We start from the raw sequence: 10,437 nt of genomic DNA, 5'->3' as shown, positions 1-10,437 counted from the left end.
GCCGATGCGAACGTTTGAGCTGGAACATGGTTCATTGCTGTTGATGGGCGGGGCATTACAGCACCATTGGCGGCACCGACTGCCGAAAGTCGCCACTGCTGTGGGGCCGCGAATTAATGTGACTTTCCGCAGCGTGGTTCGTGGCCAATCGGCAAACCCGGTGGTAGGCTAGATAGAATTTCAGGATTTTTGCCATGACCGCTAACGAGGCATTCAAGACCGTCCTGGTAGTCGACGATCACGATCTCATTCGTATGGGTATCTGCAAGTTGCTGGCAGAAGTGCCGGGTATCACCGTGGTTGGTCAGGCCGCTAGTGGTGAAGAGGCGATCACCCAGGTTCGCGAGCTATCCCCTGATATTGTTTTCATGGACGTGCGGATGCCGGGTATCGGCGGACTCGAAGCTACCGAGCGCATTCTGTCCCAGTACCCGAAAACCCGGGTGATCGTTGTCAGTGCTTTCAATGATGATTTTTACCCGGTCTCGCTGTTAAAGGCCGGTGCCTGCGGCTATATCACCAAGAAAGCTGACAGTGACCAGATCAAGGCAGCGGTGGAAACTGCCCTGAGTGGCGGCATCTATGTCAATCCGGAGTTGGCCCAGATAATGGTAGCCAACGGCATGAAATCCGGTAGCAAAACCTCGCCACTCTCGCGGCTGTCGCAACGTGAATTTCAGATTGCGACGTTGATTACCAGCGGTATTCGCGCCAGGGATGTGGCAAAAACCCTCTATGTCAGCCCCAAGACCATCAATACCTACAAATATCGCATTTATGAAAAGCTCGGTGTCAGTAACGATGTCGAACTTACTCTCGCAGCAGTCAAATACGGGTTGGTGGATCCCTCCGAACTGATCTGATCCGCTGTACAATGACGCCATGTCCTTTGACCATCAACCGTTCCTCAAGCAACTGACCCAGCGTCCCGGCATCTATCAGATGATGGGTGAAGATGGGGCTGTGCTCTACGTTGGCAAGGCAAAAAACCTGCGAAAACGACTGACCAGCTATTTCAGAACCACCGGGCTGACATCGAAAACCGCCGCTCTGGTGAGCCGTATCGCCAGCATCGATGTCACCATTACCCAGACGGAGATTGAGGCGCTGCTGCTGGAGCAGAACCTCATAAAACAAAATCGGCCGCCTTTCAACATTCTGCTGCGGGATGATAAATCCTACCCCTACATATTTTTGTCCGACCGCGACGAGTACCCCCGGTTGGTATTTCACCGCGGCAGCAAACGACAGACCGGCAGTTATTTCGGGCCATTCCCCGGTGTTCAGGCTGTTCGCGACAGTCTGAATTTCTTGCAGAAAACCTTTCGGGTGCGCCAATGCGACGATAATTTCTTTCGCAATCGCTCCCGACCCTGCCTGCAATACCAGATCAATCGCTGCACTGCCCCCTGCGTGGATTTGATTTCTGCGGAGGATTACCAGCGCGATGTGCGACACACCCAAATGTTTCTCGAGGGCAAAAACGACAACCTGATCCGTGAGCTGGAGGCCGACATGGACGTGGCCGCAGAGGCGCTGGCATTTGAGCGGGCCGCATTGCTGCGCGATCAGATGGTGGCGCTGCGGACTATTCAGGCCGAACAGGTGGTGGAATCCGGCAGCAGCCACATCGACGTATTGGCCGCCATGCTGGTGGGAGACCAGTGCTGTGTGCATGTGCTCTTTATCCGTCAGGGGCGAATCCTCGGCAGCCGAAGCTATTACCCGAAGGTGCCACTGGCAGCGGATGCCGCCGAAGTGTTGACAGATTTTCTGCCGCAGTTCTATCTGCGCGACAGCGGCCGGGGTGATTTCCCACGCGAGATTGTTGTCAATCACGCACTGCCCGACAGTGTGCTGCTGGCCTCGGCAATTTCCGAGGTGGCCGGCCATAGGGTGGTTCTCAAGCACCGGGGGCGCAGCACCCGGGCACAATGGCTGGAACTGGCCGAGCGTACCGCCAGCCAGAACCTGAGCGGTCGCATTGCCTCACGCAAGAACACCCAGCAGCGTCTGGAAGACTTGCAGCAACTCCTCGAACTGGATGCGCCGCCCGAACGGATTGAATGTTTTGATATCAGCCATAGCAGTGGGGAGGATACGGTCGCTTCCTGCGTGGTATTTGATAGTGGCGGGGCGCTGAAATCGGATTATCGGCGAATGAATATCAAAAATGTCGCCGCCGGGGATGATTACGCTGCGATGGAACAGGCGCTAATGCGCCGCTATACCCGCATTCAGAAAGAAGAAGGCAAACCGCCCGATATTCTGTTGATCGACGGCGGCAAGGGGCAGATGCGCAGGGCGGTCGCCGTGCTGGCTGAACTGGGCGTGATGGGGGTGCAGGTGGTGGGCGTTGCCAAGGGACCCACCCGCAAAGCGGGCTTTGAAACCCTGTTGCTGTCGCGTGATGGCCTCGAACAGGAACTGGAAGCACAGTCCTCGGTCCTGTTGCTTATCCAGCAAATCCGCGATGAAGCCCACCGCTTTGCCATTACCGGTCACCGCCAGCGCCGCGATCGCAAGCGTCGCACGTCCACTCTGGAAGGCATCGACGGGGTAGGCCCAAAACGGCGCAAGGAATTACTGCGATTTTTCGGCGGCTCCCAGGAGGTTGAGCGGGCCAGTGTCGCTGAATTGATGCGTGTGCCAGGTATCAGCAGGAAAGTGGCCGAAACTATTTACAGCACCCTCCACAATGAGTAACTTGAGCGGGTCTTAAGCAATTGGACTGTGCAGTAAAACCTATCATGTGGAATCTCCCTAATATCCTCACCCTGTTGCGTATCGCGCTTATCCCTATTTTTATTGGTGTTTTCTACCTGCCATGGGAAGGCAGACATCTTGCCAGTGCCGCCATTTTTGGTATCGCGGCCGGCACCGACTGGCTTGATGGTTACCTGGCTCGAAAACTCGATCAGTTCACCCCCTTCGGCGCGTTTCTCGATCCCGTGGCCGACAAGTTGATTGTGGCCTCGGCCCTGATCATGCTGCTGGAATCCCATGCCAATGTGCTGTTTGCGCTGCCGACACTAGTGATCATCGGTCGTGAAATCGTTATTTCTGCACTGCGGGAGTGGATGGCGGAACTGGGCAACCGCGCCAGCGTGGCTGTGTCCTATCTGGGTAAAGTGAAAACCACTTTGCAGATGATTGCTATTGCTGTATTGCTGGCGATAGATCCGGTGGTGTACCCGGTGCTGGATCTGATGGGCATCGGCCTGCTATACGTGGCCGCACTGCTCACGCTTTGGTCCATGCTGATTTACCTGAAAGCGGCCTGGCCGGAGTTGTCCAGAGTCTCCTGAGGGCGAGTGGCGGCGTTCTTCAGGGTTATTTTATCCACCGTGAAATAAGAGGTTGCTTATCGCCTATCAATCCATAGAATAGCCGCCTTCTTTACTGTTCTTTGAAAATCCCGTCGGGTACAATCCCGCATCCTAAAGGCGCGGTGGCAGAGTGGTCATGCAGCGGACTGCAACTCCGTTAACGCCGGTTCGATTCCGACCCGCGCCTCCATTTTCAACGACTATCTGCAATACTCAAGTTTGATCGTCCAGCCCGATAAATTTCCAGGCCATCAATTGTCAGTTGCGATAGCGAAAGCAGTAACAGCCAGAAAAAGCCCATCCTCGAAAATGCCCGGATGGCGAAATTGGTAGACGATGAGCAGGATGCTCAAGTGTCGCGACAGGCAGGAGCCGGTAGCGACCGCAAGGACCAGCACAACGTGCTGGCAACCTTCAGACAACATCGATATAAAGCCCATCCTCGAAAATGCCCGGATGGCGAAATTGGTAGACGCAAGGGACTTAAAATCCCTCGGAGGGTAACCTCCGTGCCGGTTCGACCCCGGCTCCGGGCACCATTAAAATCAATAAGTTAAGTTATATTTACTTGGTTTTTTGGTGAAAATAAAATCATCTAAAATTTTTGTGTAGGCAAAGAGTAGGCGGAAAAAATAATAAAAGTGCTCCTTTTCAGTCAAAGGAATAAGGCAACTTAAAGTCATTCGACTGGAAATGATCGATCAGGTTTTATTCAAAATCCCCCGCCCTTAAAAGCGTGCCGGTTCGAGTCCGGCCTCTGGTACTACCACAAAAGGGGTCGGCACAAAAGGGGTCGGTGACAATTGAGAATAATTTGCAGTTGTCACCGACCCCTTTATGCCTTTATGTGGAGTAACCAAAGAACATCGCTTTGCCGTGGTTTTTTGGCCGGTGCTGGCGACCTTATGTGCTTGGCTCAGTAGTGATAACGTAGCTGTGCGGCGATGAGAGTTGAGTCTTCGTGAATTTTATAAACAATTCGATGCTCGTCGTTAATTCGACGAGACCAGTACCCAGAAATGGCATGCTTCAATGGTTCGGGTTTGCCAATACCTTCGAACGGCTCCCTCTGAATATCCTTGATCAGCGTATTAATTCGTTTAAGTATCTGCTTATCCGTCTTTTGCCAGTATAGGTAGTCTTCCCATGCCTTCTCTGCAAAAATTAATGTCACTCAATCAGTTCCTTCGCTTGCCCCTTGCCATCTTCCAGTTCTGCGATGGCCTCAATCAAGCGCCTTGTATTTTTCGGGCTACGAAGCAGGTAGGCGGTTTCTTCAAGCGCCTGGTAGTCATCCATTGATATCATCACTACGGCGCCTTCACCTTTACGGGTAATAGCTATTGGGGCGTGATCATTACATACCTGCTCCATGGTCCTGGCAAGGTTGCTGCGGGCAGCAGTATAGCTTATGCTTTCCATTTTTATTTACCTGTACATGTACAAAAATATGTACGTATGGTATCAGCGCATAACAAGCTGGTCAAATTCACTTCAGCCGCAAAAAAAGTGCGGCCTGGGTGGTGCAGCTTGTGCGTCGCTACGGCTGCCCTTTACCGCGGCATTAGCGATGGAACCTTCCCTGAATAGCTGTAGACAGGAATTATCACTGGTCGTGCAATGAGGGGAGAGCTGGAGTACTTTATCAGCCGTGCTGCGCGGATGTTGGGTCTGAATCATGCCAATTTAATCGACTGATCAAACGGCTGGGAGTAAACGACCAGCGGCTTTAATGATAAGCTCCGTTCACCGGAAGACAATATCGCCAATGACCCTATCCAGAGAAGCATCATGATGAAATGGGCAATTCTATTCCTCGTTGTAGCGCTCGCACCTTACAGCGCACTGGCCAATGATATCTGTGATTGCAAAGGTTCCAAAAAACCGGGCGGCCCCTGTTACACCGGCAAAGGTGGGGCTCGCTACGAGGGCCCCGGCGGTTCTGCCTACAAAGGTTATGGCGATGCCAGATATGATGGCTTGGGTGGTCCGGCCTATAAAGGCTTCGGCGGTGCCTGCTATGCAGGAAAAGGCGGTCCCTACAATCCGGCCAATAAAGGTGGCAAGAACTGCCCTGCGATCTGTGATGACTAGCGGCTGAGCACCTGTAATTTTTCTGGCGCGACTGGCATGAAACCTCGACAGTATCAGGTGGATGCGTTTACTGACCGGGTCTTTGCCGGCAATCCCGCTGCGGTGGTGCCGCTATCTTTTTGGCCCGATGACAGCTTGCTACAGGCCATTGCGGAGGAAAACAACCTCTCCGAGACGCCCTTTTTTGTGTCTTCGATAAATGGCTTTGCGCTGCGGTGGTTTACTCCGCTGGCTGAAGTCGATTTGTGTGGTCATGCCACCCTGGCCGCAGCCCATGTGCTTTTTTACATAGTGACTACCGGAAAAACCGGATCACTTTTGCCACGCGCAGTGGTGAGCTGACAGTTGAGAGATCGGGTGGTCAGTTGCAAATGGATTTTCCTGCCGCTGTGCCAAAACCCTGTGAGCCGCCCGAATTACTTTATGGAAGCAGAAAGTCATCTCTAGCAACCCTCGATTCAGCTTTTTTCGATTCATTTCAGTATGGCTTATTTTTTTGCGGTGTATTCGCGGCCTAAGCGTTCTGTCCTTTATCCATTCCTTTTCTGGTTGTTTTCGGCTGTGAGTCCATTGCGATAGTGGATGTAATCCCGGGCTGTTCGACGGGGTGCCTCCAGCATGGGCAGATGACCAATGCCGGGCATCATCCGACGCTCACTCTGCGGCAGCAGGAGTTGCAGGGCTGCTGCTCCGGCGGGATGAAGAACCTGATCCTCGTTTCCCCAGACAATCAGCGCAGGTGTATCGATAACCTCGAACTGGGTTTCCAGCAGGGGTGACGCAGTGATGTGCCGCATGATTTCGCTGTGTAAGTCGAAGTCGGTAACACTGCGCCGAGCCAGTGTGTGTCTCAGGGAATAGGGCAGAAAGGGTGGTTTGTGTGTGGTCGTTTGCATCAGCTTTTTAAAGTCCCCCGCCGAGCGCAAAAGCATGGGTAGCTCGCCAGTGGTCAGGTAGTGTTTCAGTAAATCCGACTGGTAGGCGGGTTCGGTGCCCGCAGCATCCAGTAGCCACAGGCTGGCAACCCGTTCGGGCTGTTCAGCGGCAAATTGACACACAATAAAGCCACCCATGGAGTTGCCCCCGAGATGAACCCGTTTGAGGCCGAGTACATTCAGAAACTCGCACAGACTTTTTGTCTGATCAGCGATCTGATAGTTGGCCTGTAAATCGCGGGTTGCATCGCCAAAACCCGGCAGGTCCGGGATGATCAGGTGGCAATGGGGGGTGAGAAAACGTGCAATACGGGTGAAGTTGTCCTTGTCACCGCCAAAGCCGTGAACCAGAACCAGTGGCTCACCGCAGCCGCCCTCCAGATAGGGCATGGTGGCACCCGGGATGGTGGCTGTTTTGCTGTTCAGACATGAGCGCCAGCGCTCCAGTTTCAAGCCGGCGCTTGCCGCCTGACGAGGAAATGTCCGGTCAAAAATAAGCCAGGCCACGACCACAGCAAAGAACGCAACCAGCAAGGCAAGAGTGGGGTTCATTGGGGAATCACCTCAACCGGTTTGCCGGGACAGTTTGCGTTCACCTGGTGATCATCTCCAATAATTCATCCTCAATCGGTTCCCTGAGCAACATGGTTCGATCAATTTCCAGTGCATGGGACACCCGCCATGGGGCATGTCTTCCCTGCCGGGGAAGTTCTGCTTTCCCTCTTTCAATATAGCCCGAACTCAGTACGTTCATGACATTTTCGTCGGTCGCCTCATTGTCGGGTGCACGAGGCGTGACAGTGGCGATGTTATTGCTATCCATGTATTGAAGCAGGCGGCAGATATAGCGGGACGTGATATCCGACTTGAGTGTCCACGAGGCGTTGGTATAACCGAGGATAAAAGCTATGTTGGGTAAATTTTGCATGAGAACGGATTTGTAGCTCAGCAGACTGTTTGTCGGTATTGCGGTGTTATCGATGTTCAGAGCCAGGCCGCCAAAGGTTTGTAGCTGTAACCCGGTGGCTGTGATCACAATATCTGCATCCAGCGCCTGTCCGGACTTGAGTTGAATGCCATGCTCGGTAAAGTGGTCTATCTGATCGGTTATTATGTGGGCTTTGCCGGATTTGATGGCCTTGAAAAGGTCCCCGCCGGGTACCACGCAGAGTCGTTCCTGCCATGGCGGATAATCCGGGGTGAAATGACGCATGTCAGTATTGTTACCAAGTGATCTTTTGACTTTCCACAGCAGATACCTACGCATCTGTGCTGGCCAGCGCATGGCACTTTTGTACAGCAGGCGCTGGAGAAAGATGTTGGCGGAGCGCAGTATGTTATACAACCACTGTCGCGGAAGTACCTTTTCAAGTCCTTTGATCAGGTTGTCATAGCACGGGGTACTGAGATAGTAGCTCGGTGATCGCTGCAACAGGGTAATCCGGGCGACGTCCCCAGCCATTGCTGGCACAAGGGTGGCCGCCGTGGCACCGCTGCCGATAACGACCACTTTTTTGTCGCGATAATTCAGGGATTTTGGCCAGAACTGGGGATGAATGAACTGTCCCCTGAAGGACTCGATACCGGGAAATTCCGGTGAGTAGCCCATATCGTAATTGTAATAACCGGCACAACTGATCAGGAAATGGCAGCGATAGGTTGTGGTTTCTTCAGTGGTTTCATTGAAGGCATTGACCGTCCACTGACGTTGGCTGCTGGACCAGTTGGCAGTGGTGGCTTTCAGGCCAAAGTGGATGTGCCGGTCAACCCCGTATTGTGCAGCTGTCCGGCGAATATAGTCGCGAATCAAGGGGCCTTCGGCGAGAATTTCTGGCCTCATCCACGGTTGGAAATCGTAGCCCATGGTGAACATATCGGAGTCGGAGCGCACCCCGGGATAGCGAAACAGATCCCAGGTGCCGCCAATCACATCGCGGCGTTCCAGAAGAGTGACACGCTTATCCGGCAATTGTCGGGCCAGATGGCAGGCCATACCGATACCGGACAGCCCGGCACCGATAATCAATACGTCGATGTCATGCTCTGGCACAGTGAATTCTCTGTTACTGGCCGGAGAGTATTCCGGGCGTGAATAGCAATAACCATCCCCTAACAGATGGTGTATGAATCGTCCGTGATGTCAGATGGACATCTGATTACCGGCCTCACGAGGTAAATTTCTTCATGATATCGACAGGTAGCGGGAACACGATAGTGGAGCTCTTGTCGCCGGCTATTTCCACCAGAGTTTGCAGGTAGCGCAACTGAATGGCGGATTCCTCTGTGGCCAGTATTTTTGATGCCTCCGCCAGTTTTTCAGCGGCTTCTGCCTCGCCGATGGCATGAATCACTTTTGCGCGTCGCTCTCTTTCCGCTTCCGCCTGCTTGGCGATGGCACGGATCATGGATTCATTCAGGTCGACATGCTTGATTTCCACATTGGCCACTTTGACACCCCAGGCTTCGGTCTGTTTGTCGAGAATGGCCTGAATATCGGCGTTGAGGCGGTCGCGTTCGGCGAGCATGTCATCAAGATCGTGCTGGCCAAGCACTGAGCGAAGGGTGGTTTGCGACAGTTGGCTGGTGGCTTCAAGGTAATTTTCTACCTGGATAATGGCCCGCTCGGGATCCATCACACGAAAATAAATCACCGCGTTGACCTGCACAGAGACGTTATCACGCGAGATGACATCCTGGGTCGGGACATCCATCACCAAGGTGCGTAGATCCACCCTTACCATCTGTTGCAGCACGGGGATGATGACGATCAGGCCTGGCCCTTTCACCCTGTAGAAACGGCCCAGCATAAAGACTACGCCGCGTTCGTATTCCCTCAGAACACGGAACATGGACGCCAGTAGTACGACCACCAATACCAGCAGTATTCCTAAAAAGGTTTGCATCTCGAACATTAGTGTTCTCCTTCTGTGGGTTTGCTGACTTCGAGAGTCAGACCATCTATTGCTGTCACTTGAACTTGCTCGTTTAACTGTAAAGGTACTGTTGTCCGGGCATGCCAGAGCTCTCCGTCAAGCCATACCCAGGCCTCTCCGCCGTCAATACGTCCTACAGTTGCTGTCATTCCGATCAGGTGTTCCTTTCCGGTGACCACTATGCGATGTCGCGCCTTTACCAGCATGCTCAGGGCAAACACTAACAGGCCGACACTGAAAGTTGTCAGCGCAATGATCATCGGCAGGGCAATCTGGTAAGCGGGCAAATTGGTGTCCATCAACATGATGGAGCCGGTCAAAAATGTGATTGCCCCACTGATACCCATGAGTCCGAAACTGGGGGCAAAAGCCTCTGCTGTCATCAGAGCGATGCCCAGCAGGATCAAACCCATTCCCGCATAGCTGATGGGCAGCATCTGTAAGGCATACATGGCGATCAGCAGGCTGGCGGCCCCGACAATACCAGGCAGGCCAATACCGGGGTTGTAGAACTCGATGATCAGGCCATAGATGCCCACCAGAAGCAGGATGTAGGCAATATTGGGGTTGGTGATAACTGCCAGGAATTCGCTGCGCCAGTCCACTGACTGGTAGTGGACGGTTTCCCCTGCAGTGGACAGCGTCACGGATTTCTTATCCAACGTCACTTGACGGCCATCCAGTTGCGCCAGCAGATTTTCCATGGAGTCTACAACCAACTCGATAACGCCCTGTTCAAGGGCATCGTTTGCCGAGAGACTGACCCCTTCACGCACTGCGCGTTCCGCCCAGTCACCGTTGCGGCTTCTGAGTTGTGCCAGACTGCGGATATAGGCCACGGCATCATTCACCACCTTTCGCTCCATGGCATCGCCTGTCGGGGCAGCTTCTGTGTTTTCCTTGCTTTCTCCCCCGGATTTGCCATCTTTGGCATCATCTTTACCCGGCATGCTTGGCAATCCCGGTGATCCGCCGCCCAACTGAACTGGCGTTGCTGCCCCGAGATTGGTGCCGGGAGCCATGGCTGCCATATGTGTGGCGTACAATAGGTAGGTGCCAGCACTGGCGGCCCTTGCTCCACTGGGAGACACATAACCAATGACTGGCAGAGGAGAAGCCAGGATGACCTTGATCATCTCCCGCATG

At 53.5% G+C, this 10,437-nt stretch carries 13 protein-coding genes and 2 tRNA genes; 8 read left to right on the top strand and 7 right to left on the bottom strand.

Translation table 11 applies throughout. The features are described from left to right. Nucleotides 1-4 precede the first annotated feature (4 nt). The 5 genes from ACTF5G_RS09065 (at nt 5) to ACTF5G_RS09045 (ending at nt 3,519) form a co-directional block, all read left to right on the top strand. Nucleotides 5-172 (top strand): alpha-ketoglutarate-dependent dioxygenase AlkB, encoded by a 168-nt coding sequence (locus ACTF5G_RS09065; protein ID WP_438952494.1) that lies wholly within the window; start codon nt 5-7, stop codon nt 170-172. 22 nt (nt 173-194) lie between these two features. Further along, complete coding sequence (locus ACTF5G_RS09060) at nt 195-863, top strand: response regulator (RefSeq protein WP_438952493.1); 669 nt, start codon at nt 195-197, stop codon at nt 861-863. 19 nt (nt 864-882) lie between these two features. Then, nucleotides 883-2,706, top strand: coding sequence for an excinuclease ABC subunit UvrC (gene uvrC, locus ACTF5G_RS09055; RefSeq protein ID WP_438952492.1), 1,824 nt, complete (start codon nt 883-885; stop codon nt 2,704-2,706). A 44-nt stretch (nt 2,707-2,750) separates the two neighbouring features. Next, entirely contained in the window at nt 2,751-3,308 is a 558-nt protein-coding gene (pgsA, locus tag ACTF5G_RS09050) for a CDP-diacylglycerol--glycerol-3-phosphate 3-phosphatidyltransferase (RefSeq protein ID WP_438952491.1), read from the top strand. A gap of 137 nt (nt 3,309-3,445) precedes the next feature. Then, nucleotides 3,446-3,519, top strand: a tRNA-Cys gene (locus ACTF5G_RS09045). Nucleotides 3,520-3,580: 61 nt separating this feature from the next. Here the strand turns inward: ACTF5G_RS09045 and ACTF5G_RS09040 are convergent. Next, entirely contained in the window at nt 3,581-3,769 is a 189-nt protein-coding gene (locus ACTF5G_RS09040; protein WP_438952490.1) for a hypothetical protein, read from the bottom strand. A gap of 10 nt (nt 3,770-3,779) precedes the next feature. Between ACTF5G_RS09040 and ACTF5G_RS09035 the strand changes: the two genes are divergently transcribed. Continuing rightward, nucleotides 3,780-3,868, top strand: a tRNA-Leu gene (locus tag ACTF5G_RS09035). A gap of 377 nt (nt 3,869-4,245) precedes the next feature. Here ACTF5G_RS09035 and ACTF5G_RS09030 read toward each other — a convergent pair. Together ACTF5G_RS09030 and ACTF5G_RS09025 are read right to left on the bottom strand one after the other, a co-directional pair. Continuing rightward, nucleotides 4,246-4,503, bottom strand: coding sequence for a Txe/YoeB family addiction module toxin (locus ACTF5G_RS09030; protein ID WP_438952489.1), 258 nt, complete (start codon nt 4,501-4,503; stop codon nt 4,246-4,248). Beyond that, nucleotides 4,500-4,751, bottom strand: coding sequence for a type II toxin-antitoxin system Phd/YefM family antitoxin (locus ACTF5G_RS09025; protein ID WP_438952488.1), 252 nt, complete (start codon nt 4,749-4,751; stop codon nt 4,500-4,502). Before ACTF5G_RS09025 ends, ACTF5G_RS09030 begins: the two co-directional genes overlap by 4 nt. Before the next feature lie 369 nt (nt 4,752-5,120). Here ACTF5G_RS09025 and ACTF5G_RS09020 point away from each other — a divergent pair, with 369 nt between their 5' ends. Together ACTF5G_RS09020 and ACTF5G_RS09015 are read left to right on the top strand one after the other, a co-directional pair. Beyond that, complete coding sequence (locus ACTF5G_RS09020; protein WP_438952487.1) at nt 5,121-5,423, top strand: hypothetical protein; 303 nt, start codon at nt 5,121-5,123, stop codon at nt 5,421-5,423. Nucleotides 5,424-5,459: 36 nt separating this feature from the next. Next, complete coding sequence (locus ACTF5G_RS09015) at nt 5,460-5,765, top strand: PhzF family phenazine biosynthesis protein (protein ID WP_438952486.1); 306 nt, start codon at nt 5,460-5,462, stop codon at nt 5,763-5,765. Between the two features lie 188 nt (nt 5,766-5,953). On the opposite strand, the gene ACTF5G_RS09010 is transcribed toward ACTF5G_RS09015, so the two are convergent. From ACTF5G_RS09010 to ACTF5G_RS08995, 4 genes are all read right to left on the bottom strand, one after another. Then, on the bottom strand, nt 5,954-6,910 hold the full coding sequence (locus tag ACTF5G_RS09010) for an alpha/beta fold hydrolase (protein ID WP_438952485.1): 957 nt from the start codon (nt 6,908-6,910) through the stop codon (nt 5,954-5,956). A gap of 40 nt (nt 6,911-6,950) precedes the next feature. Next, nucleotides 6,951-8,408: a flavin-containing monooxygenase gene (locus ACTF5G_RS09005; protein WP_438952484.1), complete on the bottom strand. Its 1,458-nt coding sequence runs from the start codon at nt 8,406-8,408 to the stop codon at nt 6,951-6,953. 115 nt (nt 8,409-8,523) lie between these two features. Further along, entirely contained in the window at nt 8,524-9,270 is a 747-nt protein-coding gene (locus ACTF5G_RS09000; RefSeq protein WP_438952483.1) for a slipin family protein, read from the bottom strand. Next, the coding region (locus tag ACTF5G_RS08995) for an NfeD family protein (RefSeq protein WP_438952482.1) at nt 9,270-10,437 on the bottom strand (1,168 nt) is incomplete at its 5' end. The genes ACTF5G_RS09000 and ACTF5G_RS08995, both read right to left, overlap by 1 nt.

The organism is Porticoccus sp. (genome assembly GCF_965660005.1).
Taxonomy (GTDB): Bacteria; Pseudomonadota; Gammaproteobacteria; order Pseudomonadales; family Porticoccaceae; genus Porticoccus.
This window is presented reverse-complemented; position numbering and strand designations above follow the sequence as displayed.

Bases quoted from the DNA above. Each gene is read 5' to 3' on its own strand.
- ACTF5G_RS09065 (WP_438952494.1), top strand. From the start codon at position 5: ATGCGAACGTTTGAGCTGGAACATGGTTCATTGCTGTTGATGGGCGGG.
- ACTF5G_RS09060 (WP_438952493.1), top strand. From the start codon at position 195: ATGACCGCTAACGAGGCATTCAAGACCGTCCTGGTAGTCGACGATCAC.
- uvrC (WP_438952492.1), top strand. From the start codon at position 883: ATGTCCTTTGACCATCAACCGTTCCTCAAGCAACTGACCCAGCGTCCC.
- pgsA (WP_438952491.1), top strand. From the start codon at position 2,751: ATGTGGAATCTCCCTAATATCCTCACCCTGTTGCGTATCGCGCTTATC.
- ACTF5G_RS09040 (WP_438952490.1), bottom strand. From the start codon at position 3,769: ATGGGCTTTATATCGATGTTGTCTGAAGGTTGCCAGCACGTTGTGCTG.
- ACTF5G_RS09025 (WP_438952488.1), bottom strand. From the start codon at position 4,751: ATGGAAAGCATAAGCTATACTGCTGCCCGCAGCAACCTTGCCAGGACC.
- ACTF5G_RS09020 (WP_438952487.1), top strand. From the start codon at position 5,121: ATGATGAAATGGGCAATTCTATTCCTCGTTGTAGCGCTCGCACCTTAC.
- ACTF5G_RS09015 (WP_438952486.1), top strand. From the start codon at position 5,460: ATGAAACCTCGACAGTATCAGGTGGATGCGTTTACTGACCGGGTCTTT.
- ACTF5G_RS09010 (WP_438952485.1), bottom strand. From the start codon at position 6,910: ATGAACCCCACTCTTGCCTTGCTGGTTGCGTTCTTTGCTGTGGTCGTG.
- ACTF5G_RS09000 (WP_438952483.1), bottom strand. From the start codon at position 9,270: ATGTTCGAGATGCAAACCTTTTTAGGAATACTGCTGGTATTGGTGGTC.